We start from the raw sequence: 20,684 nt of genomic DNA on the forward strand, positions 1-20,684 counted from the left end.
TGCTTCCGGGCGACCGCGACAACATCGCGGCGGAACTCGGGTGGGTAGGGCTTGGGCATGATGACATCTTTCCAGCGAAGACGAATCTCCACAGGTCAGGAGTCAACCAAACCGGGGGCAGTCCCCTTTTCCAGGTTTTTGTGTTGATGAGTGGGTTATGGCTGTTGACGAATATGGCAATACCGGTCCTGGTTGGGCAGCTGAAGGTTGCCTCACACCTGGATGCGCAGTCGATATCGCTCACCATGCTCGTCGCCACCGTGGTGTCAGCCGTCGCGATGCTCGCGGCAGGGCAACTGTCCACGGTGCTTGGCCGGCGTACTTTCTTCCTGGGCTTCGGGCTTGTCGCGGCGGTCCTCGCTCCGGTCATATTCCTGGGGATATTCCGTTGGGATGAAAGTCTGGTGGTGATGTTGGTGGTCGCGTTGCAGGTGGTGACGGTTTCCGGTTACGGGCCGGTCGGCGCATACCTTACTGAACGGTTTCCGGCCGCGGTTCGCTCCAGCGGCTACGGCGTCGGTTACAGCCTGTCCATCGTGTTACCCGCGCTGTACCCGTATTACTTGCCAGCGTTGCAGGCGGTCCTGGGGCAGCAGACGGCGATCGCCGTGCTGCTTGGCCTCGGTGGTGTGCTGGTATTCATCGGCGGGATCACCGGGCCGGAGACGAACAGGATGGGGAGTCTCCGGTAACACGGTCGGGCTTTCTCGAAGCGGTGCCCCACAGCTGATGAAAGTGGTGAACGGGACCACTGCCTGACCCGACCTCCAGTTGGGGTTTAACGGTCGCAGGCCGCATCAACTTGATCGTGGTGTCCAGCCTGAGCTGGCTACTTCTCGCCGAACGAGCTGCGGAATGAACCTGCCGACGCATCCTGACGACCGCCCCGACCGGTCCTGGACAAGTTGACCACCGCGCTCGGGTTCGCCGCTCGGATGTCGCGGAGCCTCACGGCTTAGAATCGCCATTGTGAAAGATCCCGCTGGATCCAATTGTGGCGCCTGGCACTGCGGCAGTAGCGTCCGTTTCGACAACCTCCCAGAGGAAGGCTCTTAATGACCGTTGCGGCCGCGCCCACGATAGATTCCGCCCTGACCCGGGCCGAGGGTGGTTTCGCGCTAAGTGCCGACGAGGCCGAGGCATTGCTCGGTGCGTCGGGCGAGGACCGCGAGAGGCTTCTCCAAACGGCGACGCGGATGCGCGACGAGGGTTTGGTCGCTGCGGGACGCGCCGGGGTGATCACCTTTTCGAAGAAGGTGTTCCTTCCGATTACCAACCTTTGCCGGGATCGGTGCCACTATTGCATCTTCGTTGACACCCCGGGCAAGTTGGCGAAGAAGGGCAAGTCGCTTTACATGTCTGAGGAGCAGATCATCGCTGTTGCTCGGCAGGGTGCCGCTATGGGGTGCAAGGAAGCCTTGTTCACGTTGGGGGACCGGCCCGAGTTGCGCTGGCCGGATGCCCGCGCCTGGCTGGACGAGCACGGCTATGAGACGACCCTGGATTACGTGCGCGCGATGGCCGCTGCTGTGCTGCGCGAGACCGGGCTGCTGCCGCACATGAACCCGGGCGTCATGAGCGCTCTGGAGATGGCCTCGCTCCGGCCCGTTGCCCCGTCAATGGGGATGATGCTCGAAACGACGTCCGTCCGGCTGTGGTCCGAGAAGGGCCAGGTGCACCACGGATCTCCCGACAAGGACCCTGCGGTGCGGCTCAAGGTCCTCGAGGACGCCGGCCGCATGAGGGTCCCCATGACCACGGGCATCTTGGTGGGCATCGGCGAGACCGTGCGGGACCGGGCGGAGTCCCTGGTCGCGATTCGGGAATGCCATGAGCGCCACGGGCACATTCAGGAAACGATCATTCAGAATTTTCGGGCGAAGCCGGCGACGGCCATGCAGAACGAACCGGATCTGGGCGCGATCGAGTTTGTGACCACCGTGGCGGTAGCCCGGTTGGTCATGGGCCGGGACGCGCGCATCCAGGTGCCGCCGAACCTGTCTGACAGCACCGAGCTGGGGATGCTGCTGCGCGCGGGCATCGACGACTGGGGTGGGGTCAGTCCCCTGACTGCCGATCACGTCAACCCCGAGCGTCCCTGGCCGCAGCTGGACGATCTCGCCAGGAGGACCCGGGAAGGAGGCTTCGAACTACGGGAACGACTGACCGTGCACGCACCGTATATCAAAGCCTCCGAGACCTGGATCGATCCCGGTCTGGTGCGCCAGGTCTTCGCGCTCACCGATCCGGATTCGTTTCTGGCGAACGAGTCAGCGCGGCCGGCGACGCAGTCGGGTGCGGGTGCCAGGCACCTCGGTTTCGTCGTCCAAACGTCGGAGCTTCGCTCTGCGCTCCGTCAGGCGGAGACGTCCCCGTCGGGACTGCGGGACCACCAGTACGCCGCGCTCCTCAGGGCCGAGGGCGACGATTTGGACGCGCTGGCGTCGTTGGCAAACGACCTCCGGCGCTATACCGTCGGTGAGGCTGTCAGCTTCGTGGTGAACCGGAACGTGACCTCGAGCGGCCTGACGCGGGACGGCGAGGCCCGACTTGACTCGAGCTTCACGCTTCCCCTGCTCAGCCGAGTGGCGAATGATGCCTGGGCACTCGGCGCGACCGAGGTCTGTGTGCAGGGTGTGGTTCCGCCAGGAATGCCTGCCACGAGCTACCTCGACATCGCCGCGGCGATCAAGACGGCGCAGCCCGGCATCCACCTGCATGCGTTCCGGCCGTCGGACATCGTCGATGGCGCCAGCCGTCTCGGGCTGAGCGACGACGACTTCCTGCGGGCTGCGCAAGAATTCGGCGTGAACACGATTCCGGGCACTGGGGTAAAAATCCTGAGCGAGGCCTTCCGCTCCCGGGCGGCCCCCGGTGACCTTCCGATCGCGCGATGGACGTCGATCATCCGAGCCGCGCACCACCTGGGACTCCGTTCCACTTCGGTCATGGTGTACGGCTTAGGCGAGTCCGCCGAGGACCGGATCGCCCATTTGAGGGAGCTCGTGCGTATCCATCAGGACACGGGCGGATTCACCGAGTTCGTTCCGATGCCGGCCCAAGCAGACTACCTCGTCGCCGGCCGATCGGAAACGGACGAGCACCGGGCAGTGCACGCGGTCGCCCGCCTAATGTTGAATGGGGAGATCAATCACCTGCAGGTGCCGTGGACCCGGCTCGGCTTCGAGCAGGCGGCGGTGATGCTGCAGAGCGGGGCCGACGATCTCGGGGGCACGTTGTGCGACGGGAACGTGGCGCCGGCAGCCGGGGCCGAGCAGGGCCGGGTGATGACAATTTCGGATGTCGAGCGGATCGCTCGGTCACTGTCCCGGCCGACGCGCCAGCGTACAACCGAATACGGCGAACCGTCCGACGAGCGCAAAGCGGTCGCGCGAGCGTGACCGACTCACGATCCGACTTCACGGCAGAACGTCGGCCGGTGGTGCTCGTGCCCGGGCTCAGCGGCGCTGCATCCAAAGACTTCTCCTTCCTCTCGCCCATGCTTGCCCGGCGCCATGACGTCACAGTCGTTCCCTTCGACGACGTTGACGCTTCATCGACTCTCGGCGACCTGGCCGACCGCATCCACGTCGTCGTCGAGCGTTGCGCGCAGCAGCCGGCCGTGATCGGATACTCGCTGGGAGCGGTCGCCGCAGTCGCGTATGCGGCCGCTCATCCATCCGGTGCATCCAGCCTTACCCTCGTCGCGGGCTGGCTGACACCGTCAGCGAAGCTGCGCGGCTTCGCCGACGTGTGGCGCGTCCTCCATGCCGAGGGATCACCGGCACTACCGGGGATGGCCATGAATGCGCTGTTCAGCGCCGATGGCTGGGATTCGGCCCGCCCGCCTCTGATCAGCGACGTTTCCGACGCCCTCACCGCCCTCAGCGCGACAGCGGATGTCGCGGCGCTCGCGTCCGCGGTCACCGTCCCGGTCCTGGTCGTCGGGTGCGCCCTCGATGAGGTTGCGACGACGCGGCAGAGCAAGCTGCTGTTCGGCGCCCTCGCCAACGCTCGATACGCCGAGGTTCACAGTGGTCACGCGGTCGTGCACGAGCGCCCGGCGGAGCTGCTGAATCTGATCAACGCGTTCCTGACCCGTCCGGCGCTGTTCCCGGCGGGGTCGCTCATCCTCGAGGAGCGACCATGAAGCATGTCGACGTGGCGGTCATCGGGGCCGGCTTCGCCGGGATCGGAATGGGAATTCGGCTGCGCCGCCGTGGGATTCGCTCGTTTCTGATTTTCGAGCGCGCGGATAGCCTGGGCGGCACCTGGCGCGACAACACCTATCCGGGCGTTGCCTGCGACGTTCCGTCCCACCTGTACTCGTATTCGTTCCGGCCCAATGCGGGCTGGTCGGCGTTCTACTCGCCCGGCGACGAGATCCGAGAATACCTCGTCGCCAGCGCCAATGACGAGGGCCTGGGAGAACATCTCCGGCTCGGGACGGACGTGCTTGGCTTGACTTGGGACGAATCCGCGGCCCACTGGCTGCTGGAGACCTCCAGGGGGAAACATACAGCGGGTGCCGTCATCCTCGCGTGCGGCCGACTGACCGAACCTCGGATACCCGACGTGCCGGGCATCGGAAACTTCGCCGGCGACCTGTTTCACTCCTCTCGGTGGGATCACGGCCTCGACCTCCGCGACAAGTCGGTCGTCGTCGTCGGCTCAGGCGCGTCGGCGGTGCAAATAGTGCCGCGGGTGGCCGCGCAAGCGTCCCGCTTAATCGTATTGCAGCGTAGTGCTCCCTACGTGATCCCCCGCGCTGGCCGGCCTTACTCCGCCGCCGAGCGCGGGTTGCTTGCTCGAGACGCCGAGGAACTGGCGAGGCTTCGCTCGCAACTGTTTTGGAAGGCCGAGGAGGCCTTCGCGCAACGAGCAGGAAACCCCGACAGTCTGGCGATGGCCCGGAGCCTCGCGCTCGGACACCTCGCCGACCAGGTGCGCGACCCACACACCCGGCACCGTCTCACGCCGAGCTACGAAATCGGCTGTAAGCGCGTCTTGATCTCCAGCGACTACTACCCGACGTTCAACCAGGACAACGTGATGCTCGAGCCCTCCGCCCTCGCGGCCGTGGAGGGGAACACGCTCGTCGCGGCCAACGGTGCCCGGCACTCCGCGGACGTGGTAGTGCTGGCCACGGGATTCCACGCCGCCGAGCAGCCCTACGCCCGCATCATTCGAGGCATCGACGGCCGTCTTCTCTCCGAGCACTGGGCTGGAGGCATGACCGCGCACGCATCGACGGTGATGAACGGGTTCCCGAACCTCTTCGTGATCAACGGTCCGAATGCGGGCCTCGGTCACAACTCGGCGATTTATATGATTGAGACCCAGATCGAGTACATCCTTGCCGCTTTGCGCCATTGGGCAAACCTTGATGGGGGCGTGCTCAACGTCCGAGCCCAAGCGGAAGGCGACTACATCAGGATGATCGACGACATGGCTTCGTCGACCGTGTGGATGACCGGCGGTTGCGAGACCTGGTACCGCGACGCCAGAAACGGGCGGTTGTCTCTTCTCTGGCCGGGTTTCGCGCATGAATTCCGGGCGCTGAACGCCGAATTCTTGCCCGAAGACTTCGAGTTGCTGCCATGCGCCCGTCCAAGGATCAGGGCGCGATAGACCACTTCTGGTCCTACTCGGTGGCACCGCGGCCAGGAGTCCGACAGCGAATGAGCGGAGGCGAGCTCGGCGACGGAGGCGATGTCGTCGGGGCGGGCGGTGTAACACCAACGCGGTGCGGGCGTTCGGGTCGCCGGACTGGAGGACGGGAAGGTCGTCGGGGAGAAAGGGCGCGGGCGACGCCTGGAACACGCGCTCACCGACTCCGGGCGAGCAGCGCTGCAGGACGGCAACCCGCCTCGCCGCAGAGGTGCTCGAGAATCTCTTCGCGCCGCTCGAGGAGGAGCAGCGTGCCTCGCTCGCGCAGGCGCTCAGCATCCTCAACCAAGAACCCTAATTCCGGGTGAGAGCCTCGGTTATCGACCTGATCTGCGACAGGACCGCCTGCGCGTTCGCGCGTTCGAGGGTTTCAGGTCGAGCGAGGCAGTCGATGTGTCGCCCAAGTTCGGGGCGGGCGAACGGACGAAGAACCAGCTGCGAATGGTCACGCAAGTATGTCGTGTAGCGGGGCATCAGCGCGACGCAGCCGCTGGCTTCGACAACCGCGGCAGCCACGGAGAACTCGTTGATCCGGTGCAGGATGCGTGCCTCGCTTCCCCCGATTCCGGCGATCACGGAGAGGGCCTGCTCCAGTGGGAAGCCCTCGTGGACCGCCACCCAGGCCTCGTCGTGAAGATCCGCCGGGTCGATCACCGCCTTCGTCGCGAGTGGGTGATCGCGTCGGACGGCAATGTCCAGCGGCTCGAACAGGAGCGGTTCCACCCGTACCGATTCCGGCCAGGCCGGGCTACCGGACAGCCTGTGCGCGAGGACAAGATCATGATCGGCCGTGAGAAGGGGGAAGTCCCCCTGAGCAACATCGAAACCGCTCAGTCGAACGCCGGGCTGGTCAGCACTCATGCTCGCGGCTATCAACGGTCCGAAGACGGCCAGCCCGACGCTGTGGAAGGCCGCCACTGAAACCGTGCCCACGTGATCGCCCTGGAAACGTGCCACTGCCGCTCCGGCGCGCTCGAGCGCCACTTCGACGTCGATCGCCGCCATCGCCAGGGCGCGTCCTGCCTCGGTGAGCGAAGTCCGCCGTCCATCCCTGAACGTCAATGGAACGGCCGAGTGCCGCTGCAAGGCGCTGATCTGTTGGGACACCGACGAGGGTGTGACGTAGAGTGCCGCCGCGACTGCGGCGATGCTGCCCCGCTCCCCCAGCTCTCTCAGTGCGCGAAGTTGACCGAGTTCCATAAGTTCAAACTAAAGCATCTGACACGAAACTGCTCTCTTGTGTTACGTTGAGTGAGACCAGACGATGGTGGGATGCCTGCTCTCCTCAGCCGATTCCGCGTCGACCTGCTGCTAATCCTGGTCGCCGGCACGTGGGGATCGACCTACCTCGTAGCGAAAGAACTCGTCACGCCGCAATCCGTCGTGGCACTCCTCGCGCTACGGATGCTGCTCGCCTCGGCCCTCATGGCGACAATCGTGGCCGCTCGGCGGAACCGGATCACGGCAGCGGAACTGCGAGCAGGGGTGCTGCTCGGGCTGGTGTTGGCCGCCGTGTTCGCATTCGAAACCTTCGGGATAGCCAATACTTCTGCCACGAATGCCGGACTCATCATCAGCCTCACGATCGTCTTCACCCCGATTCTCGATTTCGCGGTATCCGGCCGACGACTGCCGGTCAGATTTTTCCTTGCCGCGTTGCTTGCCATCGGTGGGGTTGCCCTGCTCGCCAGTGAAGGCGACTTTCAAGCGCCGAGCCTCGGCGACCTGCTCGTCCTCGTCGCGGCAATCGTCCGGGCCGTCCACGTCACAACCATGTTCAAGTTGACGGGCAATGCACCGATGAATTCGCTTCACCTCACCACGGTGCAGCTGGCCACCTGCGCGGCGATTTTCTCGGCGGCCTCGCTCTTCTACGGCGACTCGCTCCCGCACTTCGTGGCCAACCTCGAACCCGGCCGCGCGGTCCTGTTCCTCTACCTCGTCCTCGCCTGCACGGTCTTCGCTTTCTTCGTCCAAACCTGGGCGGTCCGGCGCACCTCCCCGTCGAGAGTGAGCCTCCTCCTCGGAACCGAGCCGATCTGGGCTGCAATCGTCGGAATCGTGATCGCTCGCGACAATGTGGCCCTCGCGGGATACCTCGGTATCGCGCTGATCCTCGCCGGCACAGCGTGGGGTCGCTCCCTCGAGCAGCGGCACCGCCTCGCTACCGGCCCATCAGCTGCCTCCTTGATTGGATACCCCGAACGATAGCGGGCGCACGACCGGAATGCGGCCCGCTAATGTGGCCCCATGAGGCTAAGACGGCTTATGGGCGGAATGCTGCTGGTTGTGATTCTGTCGGGATGTGGGCTCAACGTTCCGGCCGACCCGGACGGCACCCTGGATAGTGTGCGTGGCGGGACCCTGCAGGTGGGCATTTCGCCCAACGGCGAGTTCACGGTGGTGGGCGACGACGACACGTACTCCGGCTCCGAGGTGGCTCTGATCGAGGGCTTCGCCGAGGAACTCGGCGCGGACATCGAGTGGACGGTCGGGTCGGAGGAAACGCTGGTGCGCGGTCTCGAGGACGACAGGATCGATGTCGTGATCGCGGGGCTTACGGATGCGACCCCGTGGGTGGAGAAGACCGGCGTCACCCGGCCGTACCGGGAGGCCACCGCCGACGACCGGTCGACACAGAAGCTCGTGATGCTCGTCCCGATCGGCGAGAACGCGTTCATCTCCGAACTGGAAACCTTCTTGTCCGAGGCAGCCGGAGAATCCGAATGACCGGCAACCGCGACAAGGACATGGCGCACGATTTGAGCTCGCCGTCCGGGGTGAAGTTCGGTCACACCGAGCTTCCCCCGAAGCAGGTGGACGTTCTGCGAAAGGCGATCCGCCTCGAGTGGATCACCATCGGGTTCCTCGCCATCACCGTCACCCTGGTGGCCCTGGTGCTGGGGAACTCGCAGGCGATGAAGGCGGCCTGGATTGAAGACCTGCTGTCGTTTATCCCGCCGGTCGCGTTCCTCATTGCGGTGCGGGTCAACCGCAGGGCGCCGACCCTGAAGCATCCGTACGGTTACCACCGCTCGGTGGGAGTGGGTCATCTGGTGTCGGCTGTGGCCCTGACGACTATGGGCACCTACCTCATCATCGATTCAGCAACCGGGTTGATCAAGGCCGAGCATCCCACGATCGGCACAGTGGTGCTGTTCGGGCAGACGGTCTGGCTCGGCTGGCTCATGATCGGGGTGATGGCGGCCATCGCCCTCCCCCCGGTGCTCATCGGCCGGGCAAAGATGGATCTGGCCAAGCAACTGCACAACAAGCTGCTCTACGCCGACGCGGACATGAACAAGGCCGACTGGATGACGGCGGTCGGCTCCATCGTCGGTGTCGCCGGCATCGGCCTCGGCGTGTGGTGGCTTGACTCTGCCGCGGCGTTGTTCATTGCCGGCAGCATCCTCTACGACGGCGTTCGAAACCTCAAAGCAGCAATCCTCGACCTGATGGACGAGCGGGCCACCACCTTCGACGACAAGAAGCCGCACCCGGTGTCCGGGGAGGTCGAGAAATACCTGAGGTCCCTCAGCTGGGTTGCGGATGCCGGTTGCCGGGTACGGGATGAAGGCCATGTGTTCCACATCGAGGCCTTCCTCGTGCCGATCGACGACAAGATGCCGTCGCTGGATACCCTCGAGCGAACCCGTGAGGCATGCATCGACATCGACTGGAAGGTGCAGGACATCGTGCTGGTGCTCGTGCCCGAGTTGCCCGATGTCGTCGGCAGTAAGTCCGGAGGAACGCATGGATAGCGCGCCGATCCCCTTCGAACCTCACAAATCCGGGACGCTGTTGCACGGCACGAAGGCGGACCTGGCCGTGGGGGACCTTCTGGTTCCCGGCCGGCGTTCGAACTTCGGCGGCGGCCGAACCGCGAACCACGTCTATCTCACGGCCACCCTGGATGCCGCCACCTGGGGCGCCGAATTGGCGGCCGGTGAGGGCCGCGGGCGCATTTACATAGTGGAACCGTTGGGCGCGCTGGAAGACGATCCCAATGTGACGGACAAGAAGTTCCCCGGCAATCCGACCCGGTCCTACCGCACCCGTGAGCCGGTGAGAGTGGTCGGTGAGCTTACCGACTGGGTGGGGCATTCTCCCGAACAGCTGCAGGCGATGCGGGATGACCTGGCCAAGCTGGATCGCCGGGGCGACGCCGTTATCGACGACTAGACGTCAATGGTGGCCGACGGACGTGGTGCCGAACAGCAGCGTGCGGCGCTCAACGTCGTAGAACACCGTCTTGGCCGTCGACAACAGGTCCTGGAGGTTGTCGGCGTCATCGGCATCGATGGTGAGCACCTCCTCCCACGCGCCCTGGTCCAGCACGAGTTGCAACGTCCAGGCGCCGGGCTCCCCCGGCTCCCCCGCCACCCAGCTGAACTGGTAATGGCTGAGCTGGCGTACTTTGAGGCTGTCGTCGGTCACCGGCTGGGGAAGGTTGGCCATGGTCTCTCTCCTCGTCTGCGCGGGCCGGATGCCCACGCCTCGGGGCTACAGTAGGCACGTCATCCGGATGCGTCAACGGGTGTGACACCCAGCGGGGTCAGCCGCGTGTCCTTGACAAGCACGGCTGTCGGTGGCCAGCTTGTTGCATTCGAACACAGAGGAGATCGCCATGTCCGGTCGCATTCACATCGACCTCTTCACCACGCTCGATGGGGTCTCCCAGGCTCCCGGCGGCCCGGACGAGGACACCGACGGAGGATTCGCGTACGGCGGCTGGCAGGCACCCCTGATCGACGAAACCGATGGCGCCCAGGTGGACGCGGGGATCCAGTCCATGGATGCCCTGATGCTGGGCCGGCGCACCTACGACATCTTCGCCTCGTACTGGCCGCATCAACTCAACGGCCCCGCCGCCGGTATCGCCCGCAAGTTCGACGCGATTCCCAAGTACGTCGCCTCACGGGGAACGCCCGAGCTGAGCTGGCGCGACTCGCACCTGCTCGGCCCCGACCTCGCCGCTGAGCTGGCTGCACTCCGCGAGCGGCACGAGGAGATTCACGTGATCGGCAGCATCGACTTCGCCCGCACCCTCGTCGCCGATGGCCTGTTCGACCAGTTGAACCTATGGGTGTACCCGATCGTGCTTGGCGCCGGCAAGCGCCTGTTTCCCGACGACGGACCGCCCGTAGCCCTCGAACTGCTGGCCGCGGAGCCCGCGTCGGCACAGGGCACTGTCCTCCTGCGCTACGGCCCAACGGGTTCCCTTCCGGCCACGGGCGACATGTCCGAATAGCGAGAGGACGCAGCTATTGATGTCCGGCATGTCAGAAGAGGCCGCGGCCGAGAATTCGGAGTACTCCGAGGCCGAGGGAGCCAGCTTGACCGGCCTGGCCGCCGTACCCAAGATCGTCTTCTCCTCGACGCTGCAGGCGCCCCTGATCTGGCCCAACTCGGAGCTGGTCACCGGGGACGCCGTCGCGGCCGTGACCGAGATGAAGCGCTCCCGCACCGGGACCCTGACCACCCTGGGCAGCCGCAGCCTCTGCCGGTCGCTGTTGACGGCGGGCCTCGTGGACCGGTATCGACTGGTCGTCTTCCCGGTGATCACTGGTCGCACCGGGCGGGAGCGAATTTACGACGGCTATCCGGATGTCGCCCTCGAGATGGTGGACAGCCGCACCTTCGACGGCCGGCTCCAGCTGCTCGAGTACGTGCCCACCGTGCTCGACGGTCCGCCGGGCACCGCCCCCGCTGCCCAGGACTGATCCGCCGAGTTGCTCTCGCCGCGCCACTCGCACCAGACTGGACGTACCGGATCGCTATTGAGTCTTCCGCCTGTGGCTAAGGAGCTCACCATGACTGAACCGAACGACGCACGCGTCGGCCTGTACATCGACTTCGACAACATCGTCATTTCGCGCTACCAGCAGCTGCACGGCCGCAACGCGTTCCAGCGCGACGGCATCCGCAATTTCGACAAGACGAGCCGGGATGCCGACCCCGAGGTCGCAGCGCGCCTGGCCGCCGCGACCGTTGACTTCAACGCCATCATCGACTTCGCCGCGTCCTTCGGCACCCTCGTCGTCAACCGGGCCTACGCCGACTGGTCCGTGCCGGTCAACGCGAGCTACCAGCGCCAGCTGATGTCCCGCGCGGTCGACCTCACCCAGCTGTTCACCACCACCACCCGCGGAACCAAGAACGGTGCAGACATCCGCCTGGCCGTCGACGTGGTCGAGGACCTCTTCCGGCTGCCCGACCTCACCCACGTGATCATCGTCGCCGGCGACTCGGACTACATCGCCCTGGCCCAGAAGTCGAAGCGCCTCGGTCGTTTCGTCGTGGGCATCGGCGTCGCCGGCTCCACGAGCACCTCCCTCGCCGCCGCCTGCGACGAGTTCGAGGACTACGACTCGCTGCCCGGTATCGAGAAGGTCATCGCGAGCGAGCCCGCCGAGTCGGCACCCGCCCCGAAGCGCGGCTCCGGCCGGAAGGCCGCCGAGCCCGTCGAGGTCGAACCCGAGCCGACCGCGAGTAAGGCGCGCAAACTCACGACCATCCCGATGTTCTCGCACACCGAGGACTCGCAGTTCGACGAGCCGGAACCGGCCGACGACATCGATCCGCAGACCCTGGCGACCGAACTCCTCGTGCGCGCCCTGCAGATCGGTCACGCCAAGGGCGACGCCGACGAGTGGCTGAACACCGGCACGGTCAAGAACCAGATGCGTCGGATGGATCCGTCCTTCAACGAGAAGCCGCTGGGCTTCCGCTCGTTCACCGACTTCCTCTCCTCACGCAACGAGATCGTCGAGTTGGACGAAGACGGCTCGCAGCGCCTCATCCGGTTGCACCCCGAGGCCGACGCCCGCCGCTAGGTCAGTCATGCACTCCGGCGAGGGGGCTGACGCCGTCTGGCTGGCGCCCGACGTCCCCAAATAAGGAAGTCGTGAGTTCCTAAGGACGCAATCGCCGTGGGAGTCCTTATTAGCTCACTATTTCCTTATCCAGTGCTGCAGCGCCATGCCCAACCGTGGGCAGAATCCTGAGGAGTACCGGCGTCACGCTGGTCGCCCTGGCGGCCACCGTGGCACTCGGATCCTGTTTTGCGCCGAATCCTCCGTTCCTGCAGACCTCGAGCGGCGTCGTGGCCGTTTCCGTGTACGACAGTGACATCGCCGAGGAGGCGCTGTTTCACGGCGTGCTGTCGTGGGGGCCCGATGGCTGCCTGATGGCCGGGGTCGGCGATGAGGCCACTCTCATCGTGTTCCCCAAGGGCACGACTCTCGATCAGAACGATGAGATCGTCCTCCCGGATGGGGTTCACATCCGACCAGGCGACGAGGTCGGTCTCGGCGGAGGTTCCCGCCCGCCGAACCCCGACAGCAAGACGCTGGGCGCGATCCCCGCGGAATGCCTGACCGACGAGATCTTCTACGCCAGCGGCGAGGTGGCGGAGTGAGTCGGCCTCAGCGGACCGGGATGGGCTGGGGAACAAGCGTTGCCGGCTGGCCGGCCCGACGTATGCTCGGAACTGGTTAGATCGACTCAGGCGGCGCCAGCGAAGACCGTGACGGTGCGCGCTCACCCAAGCTAGAGACAGGATGACCATGGCCACGAGTACCAGCACGTCCACTCCGCCCGCTGCGCCGCAGACCGCCGACAGTCACGACCTGATCCGGGTACAGGGCGCCCGCGAGAACAACCTCAAGGACATCAGCGTCGAGATCCCCAAACGCCGCCTGACGGTGTTCACCGGCGTCTCCGGCTCCGGCAAAAGCTCCCTCGTCTTCAGCACCATCGCCGCGGAATCGCAGCGGATGATCAACGAGACCTACAGCGCCTTCCTGCAGGGCTTCATGCCCGCACTGGCCCGGCCCGACGTGGACCTGCTCAGCGGTCTGACCACCGCGATCATTGTGGACCAGGAACGGATGGGCGCCAATGTCCGATCCACGGTTGGCACCGCCACCGACGCCAACGCGCTGCTGCGCATCCTCTTCAGCCGGCTCGGCCAGCCCTACCTCGGCGGGCCACAGGCGTTCTCCTTCAACGTCGCCTCGATCTCCGGTGCGGGCGCCGTCACCATGGAGAAGGGCGGCGTCACCACCAAGGAACGCCGCAGCTTCAGTGTCACCGGCGGCATGTGCCCGCGCTGCGAGGGCATGGGCAATATCAACGACATCGACCTGTCCCAGCTGTACGACGACTCCAAGTCGCTGAACCAGGGCGCGCTCACCATCCCCGGCTACACCGCCGATGGCTGGGGGGTGAAGATCTTCACCGGCTCCGGCTTCCTCGACGCCGACAAGCCGATCCGCGACTACACCAAGAAGGAACTGCACGACTTCCTGTACAAGGAGCCGGTCAAGGTGAAGGTCGGCGACATCAACATGACCTATGAGGGCCTGGTCCCCAAGGTGCAGAAGTCGATGCTCTCCAAGGACCGCGAGGCCATGCAGCCGCACATCCGCGCCTTCGTGGACCGAGCAGTCACCTTCGCGACCTGCCCGGACTGCAACGGCACCCGACTCAGCGAGGGCACCCGGTCCTCCAAGATCGACGGCGTCAACATCGGGGATGCCTGCGCCATGCAGATCAGCGACCTCGCGGCCTGGGTGCGCAGCATCACGGACCCGTCGGTGGCCCCACTGCTGACGGCCCTGCAGCACCTGCTCGACTCGTTCACCGAGATCGGCCTGGGCTACCTGTCGCTGGACCGGCCGGCCGGCACCCTGTCCGGTGGGGAAGCCCAGCGCACCAAGCTGATCCGACACCTCGGCTCGTCGCTGACCGACGTCACCTATGTGTTCGACGAACCCACCATCGGCCTGCACCCGCACGACATCCAGCGGATGAACGAGCTGCTGCTGCGGCTGCGGGACAAGGGCAACACGGTGCTCGTGGTGGAGCACAAGCCGGAGATGATCGCCATCGCCGACCACATCATCGACCTCGGCCCCGGCGCCGGCGCCGCGGGCGGCTCGGTCTGCTTCGAGGGCACCCTCGAGGACCTCCGGGCCAGCGACACCCTCACCGGCCGGCACCTCGACTACCGGGCCCGGGTGAAAGACACTGTGCGCACCGCCACCGGGGCACTGGAGATCCGCGGCGCCACGGAGCACAACCTGCAGGATGTCGACGTCGACCTCCCGCTGGGGGTCCTGGTCGTCATCACCGGCGTCGCCGGCTCGGGCAAGAGCTCACTGGTGCACGGGTCCGTTCCCGCCGGAGCGGGCGTGGTCTCGATCGACCAGGGCGCCATCCGCGGCTCCCGGCGAAGCAACCCGGCCACCTATACGGGCATGCTCGAACCGATCCGCAAGGCGTTCGCGAAGGCCAACGGCGTGAAGCCGGCACTGTTCAGCTCCAACTCCGAGGGCGCCTGCCCCACGTGCAACGGCGCCGGCGTCATCTTCACCGAGCTGGGCGTCATGGCGACGGTCGAGTCCCCCTGCGAGGAGTGCGAGGGGAGGCGGTTCCAGGCGTCGGTATTGGAGTACACGCTGGGAGGTCGGAACATCGCCGAGGTGCTGGCGATGTCGGTTTCCGAGGCCGAGGAGTTCTTCGGCGACGGCGAGGCACGCACGCCGGCCGCGCACACGGTCCTCGACCGGCTGGCCGACGTCGGCCTGGGCTACCTCACCCTCGGCCAGCCGCTCACCACTCTGTCGGGCGGCGAGCGGCAGCGGGTCAAGCTGGCCAGCCAGATGGCCGAGAAGGGCGACGTCTACGTCCTCGACGAGCCGACCACGGGTTTGCACCTCGCCGACGTCGAGAAGCTGCTCGGCCTGCTCGACCGGCTCGTCGACTCCGGGAAGTCGGTCATCGTCATCGAGCACCACCAGGCGGTCATGGCGCACGCCGACTGGATCATCGACCTCGGTCCCGGCGCGGGGCACGACGGCGGCCGGATCGTCTTCGAGGGCACACCCGCCGACCTCGTCGCCGCCCGCTCCACCCTCACCGGCGAGCACCTCGCGGCCTACGTCGGCACCTGACCAGGGCGCCTGAGGCGCGAGAGGTCGTTCCTGTAACGATCAGTCCGAGCCGGACATGTAGGTATGTGATCGCGATGCAGGGGCAACCGCCGCCCGAGACCGACCCCCTACCGTCCGCGGAAGCCGTGTTCGAAGCGGCCTACCGGGATCATCCGGCCGCGGTCAGGTGGCGGCGGTGGTCTCCACCGCGGGCAGCGTCGTGGGTGCGCCCAGCAGCCAGGCGAGCGTCACCGAGGTGAGGGACTGCGCGCACAGCAGACCGACGAGGACGACGATCTGGAAGCGCGCGGCGTCCACCGCGCCGGCGCCTCCGAGCAGGGCTCCGACGAACGCCCCGGGCAGCGTCACCAGGCCCACCGTCCGGGTCTGGTCGAGGCCTGGCACGAGGGCCTCGGCCGCCGCGTCGCGCGCGATCGCGGCCACCGCCACGCGGGGCGTGGCGCCGAGGGCGAGCCAGGCCTCCACCTCCTCGCGACGCCGGCGCAGGCCGTCGAGCAGCCGCCGCCCGGTGAGGGTCGCCGCCGTCATGCAGCCCCCGATGACGATGCCGGAGACGGCGACCAGCGTCCGCACGGAACGGTCGAGCACCGGCAGGCCGTAGATCACCCCGATCGTCACCACGGCCCCCGCACCACAGGCGAGGACCACCGCCCGCCCGGCGCCACGGAACCCGCGCAGCCGTCGCGCCGCCGTCCACGTCGCCACCGCGAACATGACCGTGACGGCGAGGGCCACGAAGACGGGCGCCGCGAAGACGCCGCGCAGCGCGAGGGCCACGACGGTCAACTGGAGGACCGCGCGCCCTGCGGCGACCAGCACGGCGCGCCTTTGGCCCACGCGCGCAACGGTCAGCACGACCACGGCGATCGTGGCGAGGGCCACCAGCCCGACCGCGAGGCGGACGGAGGGGCTCACGGGCGGACGGTATCGACCGCCGTCGTGACACGCCGACCGAGGCCCCCGCGACGGCGGCGTGATCGACCTGCTCCGGGACCCCTGCACGCTCAGCAGCGGCCGTGCCTGTCGACAAGTGGGTGCCTTCCGGGGCAGGTCACCGACCCCATCGCTGCTCTGCGCAACGATTCGGGAACGCGGGCGTCCCGAGCGGTCGGCGGAGCCGGTTCGGGACCACCTCCGCACGTACCTTTCAGTCATCCCGCGCGACCGGTTCCCGGTGGCGCGCGGGTAGCCGGCGCACTTCCCCCGCGCCGGCCCCACACGGATGTGGAAATGGTGAGTGTCGTGGGTGTTCTACCCAGCAGTGAGGTCGTCGTCGGCGGTGCGGTCCGCCGCGGCTGGTGGCTCGTCGTCGATGAGACGGACGGTCCCTGCCGGATCGTCGCCGGCCCCTTCCCGGACCGCGCGGAGGCCGGCTGGGCCGCCGGTGCGTGCGAGCACGAGGACGTGCGGGCCGTCTACGGGGTCGGTCGTGCCGACGGCGGCCTGGATCGCCGGCCGTCCCCCGAGGACTGGGCCTGGCTGGCCCACCTGGGCGAGCAGCTCGACCGGTTGCCCGAGGACTGGGACGCGGAGATCACTGACGACGACCCGCTCACCACTCTCGTGGTCGAGGTCGCCGCGGCGCTGGTCGAGACCGGGCTGCCCCTGCACGACGCCGGCGGCGACGGCAGCGAGGTCGGCGGCGTCTGCCTGCTGCCCCAGCCCGGGCTCGGCGGGATCGTCGTCGCCTGGCGGCAGCACGACCGGATGAGCGTCGACCAGGTGCACGGTCCCGCGGCGGACGCGATGGTGCAGCGGGTCATGAACTCCGCGGTGGCCGAGGTGCTCCAGCTGCGCGGCTTCCAGGTGGACGCGTTCGGTGGCGCCAGCGGCCACGTCGTCCGCTCGGCGGCCTGACCACCGCGGGTCAGCTGGTTCAGGTGGTGGCGTCCTCGGCAGCCGGCTCGACCTCGAGGGCGGCGTCGTAGAAGACGGAGCGGCCACGGCCGTTCCGCTTGGCCGTGTACATGGCCAGGTCCGCCCGCCGGATCAGGGCGTCGATGTCGGTGTCGGTGTCGGAGAAAGCCACCCCGATGCTGGCGCCGACCTTCGCGGTCCGGCCGCCGCCCAGGTCCACCGGCAGGTCCAGCTCGGTCCGGATCCGGGCGAGCGCCGTCTCCACGCCCTCCGCGTCGATCGGCCCGTGCAGCAGGACGGCGAACTCGTCGCCGCCGAGGCGCGCGGCGGTGTCGGCCGTGCGCACGCACCCGTGCAGCCGCTCGGAGAAGACCTTCAGCAGGAGGTCGCCGGCCTGGTGACCGTAGGTGTCGTTGACCGGCTTGAAGCCGTCGAGGTCGATGTAGAGGACGGCGGGCCACTGCCCGTTGCGTCCGGCCAGGTGCAGGTCGTGCTCGGTCCGGTCCAGGAACAGCGTCCGGTTCGGCAGCTCGGTCAGCGGGTCGTGCATAGCCGCATGACGCAGTTCCTCCTGCAGCTCGATGACCCGGCGCAGGTCGGTCTCCAGCCGGCCGCGGTCCAGGGACGTGGCGACGTGGCGGGCGAAGGTCTCGAGCAGGGCGAGGTCACTGCCGGCGAACGTGCCGACGTCGCCGAGCCGGTCGCTGACCAGCAGGAGACCCTGCACCCGGCCCTCCGTCGCCAGCACGGAGATCATGGCGTCCTTGAGCGCGTTCCGGGCGACGTATCGGTCCAGCGCCGAGTTCTGCCCGATGCCGCTCCTGGTGGTCGTCGTGCCGGTCTCCGACGCCCACGCCACCAGCAGGTCGGCGTCCTCCCTGCGCTCCAGGACACGCAGCGCGATCGGCTGCTCGCCGTCCCGGCTGCGGCTCAGCGTCGGCACCGCTTCGCCCTCACCGAACAGGATCAGCTCGGCCGACCCGGCCTTGAAGGCGCCGCGGACGGCGGTCAGGAAGTCCGTCAGCGCGGTGGGGGCGTCATTGCTGTTGTAGAGCAGTGAGGTCACCTCGTGCAGCAGCCGCAGGTTGTTCTGCTGCTCACGGGCGTTCGCGTACGCACGATAGGCCGCGATCAGGAGACCGGCCGGGAGCGCCAGCAGCCCCAGGGACGCCGGGTTCTGGGCCGCCGTCGTCGCGGCCAGCAGCCCGATGGCCGCCACCCCGAGCGCGAACGGGAGGGAGATCGCCAGCATCCGGGGCAGCTCACCGATCCCCAGGGTGGCCCCGGATGCGCGCATGACGGCGTAGACGCAGGCGCACGCGGTGAACGTGGAGACCGAGACCGCCGCCAGAGCGGCGATCCACTCCCAGGCGCCGGACAGCGAGGTGTCCCGGCCCAGCACGGTGAAGACGGTGGTCGCCAGGCAGCCGGCCAGGGCGAACTGCGCCAGGTTGAAGGCCAGCTTGAGACCGCGCTGGCGACGGTGCAGCAGCATCACGAGCCCGACACCGACCACCTGGGCGGTGATCAGCGCGGCCGGTTCCAGCAGGTAGAGGCCCGCGACGAGGACCAGGTCGCTCATGGAGAAGGAGTGCGAGTCCCGCTGCAGCTGGATGTGCACGACCAGTAGCTCGCTGAGGGCGAAGGCCGCCACCCAGGCCACCCACGGCAGGCCCAGCGGGGCCTCCGGGGCGGCCAGGCGCGGGACGACGGTGCCGCCCAGCGCTGCGGCCGCCGCGGCGAGCAGAACGACCAGCAGGACGATCCGGCGGCGCACGCCGAGCGGGGTCGCCGTCGGCGTCGGGGGAACGGCGCCCGGCGTCGTCACCATCTCCGAACCCCTCTCCACTCCCAGGACGTCCTGCTGTCAGTGATCGGCATCGGCCGGAGAAGCTGTATGCCGGAGGGGTGGAGCGCGCATGTCACCCGGTCGGGGGAGGACATCGCCGAGGAAACCGCGCTGGCGGGTCAGCTGTCCAGGAAGTCCTCGACGACCGGCGCAAGTCGCTCGGCCTCGGTGATCAGCGCGATGTGCCCGCCCTGGTAGACGTGCAGCCGGGCGTCGGGCAGCAGCCGCGCCATGATGCGCGCGTTCACCAGCGGGACGATCGGGTCGTCGTCGCCCATGACGAGCAGGGTGGGCTGCCGGATCAGCTTGAGGAACGGCAGGCTGCTCCACCCGGTGCTGGCGGCCAGCTGGTAGTAGTACCCGCGCCGCGGCCCGAGGCGGGTCCCGGCGTGCAGCGCCCGCGCCGCCCGCTCCGGATCGGTGCGCATCGTCCCGCCGTAGATCTCCCCGGCGATGCTGCGCGCGTACGCCGGGTCGCGGTGCCGCCGCGGGGTGAGCATCCGGGCGAGCACCCGCGGATTGGCCGGCACCATCAGCGAGCCGGTGGCGGTCGCGGCCAGCACCAGCCGCCGGCACCTGCGGCGGTGCTGCACCGCGAAGTGCTGCGCCAGGCCGCCGCCCCAGGAGAGGCCGAGCACATCCACCGGGTCGTCGAAGCCGAGGCGGCTGAGCAACCCGGCGACCGCCGGGCTGAAGGTCGTCAGGTTGTAGGGGACGACGGGCCGCGGGGAGCCACCCACCCCCGGGACGTCGAACCGGACGACGGTCCGCCGGGGGTCGAGGGCGTCGACGAAGGGCCGCAGTACCTCCAGACTCGCCCCGATGCCGTTCATCAGCAGCAGCGGTGGGACGGAGGAGTCCGTCCCCGGCCGGACGGCCGCGCGCAGCGTCCGGCCGGCGGCGGTCAGCGTGCGTACGAATTCCCCGCGCTCGGGACCGGGGGGCGACGGGCTCGTGGTCACCGGGCCCTACTTGTCGAAGACGTAGGTGCCGGGAGCCTCGGCCAGCTCCTGCAAATCCCCGCCGAGGGACGTCGGTGCGGGAACCTCGTCGCCCGAGCGCTCGCCCAGCCAGGTCATGAAGTCCGGCCACCAGGAGCCCTGCACCGTCTCCGCCGAGCTCAGCCACTTCTCCGGGTCGGGGGGCGTGGCCCCGGACACCTGGAAGGTGGACTTCGGGTTGCCGGGCGGGTTGACCAGCGAGGCGATGTGTCCGCTGGTGGACAGGATGAACCGGCTCTCCCCGCCCAGCAGTTGGGTGCTGCGGTAGCAGGCCTGCCACGGGCAGAGGTGGTCGGCGATTCCGGCGGTGCCGTAAGAGTCGACGGTGATCTTGCTCAGGTCCACAGG

At 67.7% G+C, this 20,684-nt stretch carries 18 protein-coding genes and 2 pseudogenes; 14 read left to right on the forward strand and 6 right to left on the reverse strand.

Features of this window, described 5'->3' with window-relative positions:
- The 4 genes from JWP54_RS06275 to JWP54_RS06290 form a co-directional block, all read left to right on the forward strand.
- A partial coding sequence (locus JWP54_RS06275; RefSeq protein WP_297368865.1) for an MFS transporter occupies window positions 1-692 on the forward strand: 692 nt, incomplete at its 5' end.
- A 363-nt stretch (window positions 693-1,055) separates the two neighbouring features.
- Window positions 1,056-3,401, forward strand: a complete 2,346-nt coding sequence (gene cofG, locus JWP54_RS06280; RefSeq protein WP_297368868.1) for a 7,8-didemethyl-8-hydroxy-5-deazariboflavin synthase CofG — start codon at window positions 1,056-1,058, stop codon at window positions 3,399-3,401.
- Window positions 3,398-4,150 carry an alpha/beta hydrolase gene (locus JWP54_RS06285; RefSeq protein ID WP_297368871.1) on the forward strand — a complete coding sequence of 251 codons (753 nt, stop codon included), beginning with the start codon at window positions 3,398-3,400 and terminating at the stop codon, window positions 4,148-4,150. Before cofG ends, JWP54_RS06285 begins: the two co-directional genes overlap by 4 nt.
- Complete coding sequence (locus tag JWP54_RS06290) at window positions 4,147-5,631, forward strand: NAD(P)/FAD-dependent oxidoreductase (RefSeq protein WP_297368874.1); 1,485 nt, start codon at window positions 4,147-4,149, stop codon at window positions 5,629-5,631. Before JWP54_RS06285 ends, JWP54_RS06290 begins: the two co-directional genes overlap by 4 nt.
- 333 nt (window positions 5,632-5,964) lie before the next feature.
- Here the strand turns inward: JWP54_RS06290 and JWP54_RS06295 are convergent, their stop codons facing one another.
- Window positions 5,965-6,870 (reverse strand): LysR family transcriptional regulator, encoded by a 906-nt coding sequence (locus JWP54_RS06295; protein ID WP_297368877.1) that lies wholly within the window; start codon window positions 6,868-6,870, stop codon window positions 5,965-5,967.
- A gap of 72 nt (window positions 6,871-6,942) precedes the next feature.
- Here JWP54_RS06295 and JWP54_RS06300 point away from each other — a divergent pair, with 72 nt between their 5' ends.
- The 4 genes from JWP54_RS06300 to arr all read left to right on the forward strand — a co-directional run bounded on the left by JWP54_RS06300 (window position 6,943) and on the right by arr (window position 9,852).
- Window positions 6,943-7,881 carry a DMT family transporter gene (locus tag JWP54_RS06300; RefSeq protein WP_297368880.1) on the forward strand — a complete coding sequence of 313 codons (939 nt, stop codon included), beginning with the start codon at window positions 6,943-6,945 and terminating at the stop codon, window positions 7,879-7,881.
- A 78-nt stretch (window positions 7,882-7,959) separates the two neighbouring features.
- On the forward strand, window positions 7,960-8,400 hold the full coding sequence (locus tag JWP54_RS06305; protein WP_297368883.1) for a transporter substrate-binding domain-containing protein: 441 nt from the start codon (window positions 7,960-7,962) through the stop codon (window positions 8,398-8,400).
- Window positions 8,397-9,431: a cation diffusion facilitator family transporter gene (locus tag JWP54_RS06310; protein WP_297368886.1), complete on the forward strand. Its 1,035-nt coding sequence runs from the start codon at window positions 8,397-8,399 to the stop codon at window positions 9,429-9,431. The genes JWP54_RS06305 and JWP54_RS06310 overlap by 4 nt, the downstream gene beginning before the upstream one ends.
- Window positions 9,424-9,852 (forward strand): NAD(+)--rifampin ADP-ribosyltransferase, encoded by a 429-nt coding sequence (arr, locus tag JWP54_RS06315; protein ID WP_297368890.1) that lies wholly within the window; start codon window positions 9,424-9,426, stop codon window positions 9,850-9,852. Before JWP54_RS06310 ends, arr begins: the two co-directional genes overlap by 8 nt.
- Window positions 9,853-9,855: 3 nt before the next feature.
- Here the strand turns inward: arr and JWP54_RS06320 are convergent, their stop codons facing one another.
- Window positions 9,856-10,128 carry a hypothetical protein gene (locus JWP54_RS06320; protein WP_297368892.1) on the reverse strand — a complete coding sequence of 91 codons (273 nt, stop codon included), beginning with the start codon at window positions 10,126-10,128 and terminating at the stop codon, window positions 9,856-9,858.
- 169 nt (window positions 10,129-10,297) lie between these two features.
- Between JWP54_RS06320 and JWP54_RS06325 the strand changes: the two genes are divergently transcribed.
- From JWP54_RS06325 to JWP54_RS06345, 5 genes and pseudogenes are all read left to right on the forward strand, one after another.
- Window positions 10,298-10,921 carry a dihydrofolate reductase family protein gene (locus JWP54_RS06325; RefSeq protein ID WP_297368895.1) on the forward strand — a complete coding sequence of 208 codons (624 nt, stop codon included), beginning with the start codon at window positions 10,298-10,300 and terminating at the stop codon, window positions 10,919-10,921.
- Window positions 10,922-10,937: 16 nt separating this feature from the next.
- Window positions 10,938-11,393: pseudogene (locus JWP54_RS06330) on the forward strand (dihydrofolate reductase family protein); the annotation flags it as partial.
- A gap of 90 nt (window positions 11,394-11,483) precedes the next feature.
- Window positions 11,484-12,506 (forward strand): NYN domain-containing protein, encoded by a 1,023-nt coding sequence (locus tag JWP54_RS06335; protein WP_297368899.1) that lies wholly within the window; start codon window positions 11,484-11,486, stop codon window positions 12,504-12,506.
- A 155-nt stretch (window positions 12,507-12,661) separates the two neighbouring features.
- The gene (locus tag JWP54_RS06340; RefSeq protein ID WP_297368902.1) at window positions 12,662-13,090 is read left to right on the forward strand and encodes a hypothetical protein; all 429 of its coding nucleotides are present in this window, start codon (window positions 12,662-12,664) and stop codon (window positions 13,088-13,090) included.
- Window positions 13,091-13,232: 142 nt separating this feature from the next.
- On the forward strand, window positions 13,233-15,629 hold the full coding sequence (locus tag JWP54_RS06345; RefSeq protein ID WP_297368905.1) for an excinuclease ABC subunit UvrA: 2,397 nt from the start codon (window positions 13,233-13,235) through the stop codon (window positions 15,627-15,629).
- Between the two features lie 162 nt (window positions 15,630-15,791).
- Here JWP54_RS06345 and JWP54_RS06350 read toward each other — a convergent pair whose 3' ends face one another.
- Window positions 15,792-16,544, reverse strand: coding sequence for an ABC transporter permease (locus tag JWP54_RS06350; protein ID WP_297368908.1), 753 nt, complete (start codon window positions 16,542-16,544; stop codon window positions 15,792-15,794).
- Window positions 16,545-16,871: 327 nt separating this feature from the next.
- Between JWP54_RS06350 and JWP54_RS06355 the strand changes: the two genes are divergently transcribed.
- Window positions 16,872-17,486: a hypothetical protein gene (locus tag JWP54_RS06355; RefSeq protein WP_297368911.1), complete on the forward strand. Its 615-nt coding sequence runs from the start codon at window positions 16,872-16,874 to the stop codon at window positions 17,484-17,486.
- Between the two features lie 19 nt (window positions 17,487-17,505).
- Here JWP54_RS06355 and JWP54_RS06360 read toward each other — a convergent pair whose 3' ends face one another.
- The 3 genes and pseudogenes from JWP54_RS06360 to JWP54_RS06370 all read right to left on the reverse strand — a co-directional run.
- Entirely contained in the window at window positions 17,506-19,317 is a 1,812-nt protein-coding gene (locus JWP54_RS06360) for a sensor domain-containing diguanylate cyclase (protein ID WP_297368913.1), read from the reverse strand.
- Between the two features lie 137 nt (window positions 19,318-19,454).
- Complete coding sequence (gene phaZ, locus JWP54_RS06365) at window positions 19,455-20,297, reverse strand: poly(3-hydroxyalkanoate) depolymerase (protein WP_297368916.1); 843 nt, start codon at window positions 20,295-20,297, stop codon at window positions 19,455-19,457.
- A 6-nt stretch (window positions 20,298-20,303) separates the two neighbouring features.
- Window positions 20,304-20,684, reverse strand: a pseudogene (locus JWP54_RS06370) (poly(3-hydroxyalkanoate) polymerase); the annotation flags it as partial.

The sequence above is a fragment of the Cryobacterium sp. genome, from assembly GCF_025463825.1.
Lineage (GTDB): Bacteria > Actinomycetota > Actinomycetes > Actinomycetales > Microbacteriaceae > Cryobacterium.

What these genes read in the sequence shown, in the direction of transcription:
- JWP54_RS06310 (WP_297368886.1), top strand. Translation starts at nt 8,397, where the DNA reads ATGACCGGCAACCGCGACAAGGACATGGCGCACGATTTGAGCTCGCCG.
- JWP54_RS06300 (WP_297368880.1), top strand. Translation starts at nt 6,943, where the DNA reads ATGCCTGCTCTCCTCAGCCGATTCCGCGTCGACCTGCTGCTAATCCTG.
- cofG (WP_297368868.1), top strand. Translation starts at nt 1,056, where the DNA reads ATGACCGTTGCGGCCGCGCCCACGATAGATTCCGCCCTGACCCGGGCC.
- JWP54_RS06360 (WP_297368913.1), bottom strand. Translation starts at nt 19,317, where the DNA reads ATGGTGACGACGCCGGGCGCCGTTCCCCCGACGCCGACGGCGACCCCG.
- JWP54_RS06295 (WP_297368877.1), bottom strand. Translation starts at nt 6,870, where the DNA reads ATGGAACTCGGTCAACTTCGCGCACTGAGAGAGCTGGGGGAGCGGGGC.
- JWP54_RS06335 (WP_297368899.1), top strand. Translation starts at nt 11,484, where the DNA reads ATGACTGAACCGAACGACGCACGCGTCGGCCTGTACATCGACTTCGAC.
- JWP54_RS06325 (WP_297368895.1), top strand. Translation starts at nt 10,298, where the DNA reads ATGTCCGGTCGCATTCACATCGACCTCTTCACCACGCTCGATGGGGTC.
- JWP54_RS06345 (WP_297368905.1), top strand. Translation starts at nt 13,233, where the DNA reads ATGACCATGGCCACGAGTACCAGCACGTCCACTCCGCCCGCTGCGCCG.
- JWP54_RS06320 (WP_297368892.1), bottom strand. Translation starts at nt 10,128, where the DNA reads ATGGCCAACCTTCCCCAGCCGGTGACCGACGACAGCCTCAAAGTACGC.
- arr (WP_297368890.1), top strand. Translation starts at nt 9,424, where the DNA reads ATGGATAGCGCGCCGATCCCCTTCGAACCTCACAAATCCGGGACGCTG.
- JWP54_RS06290 (WP_297368874.1), top strand. Translation starts at nt 4,147, where the DNA reads ATGAAGCATGTCGACGTGGCGGTCATCGGGGCCGGCTTCGCCGGGATC.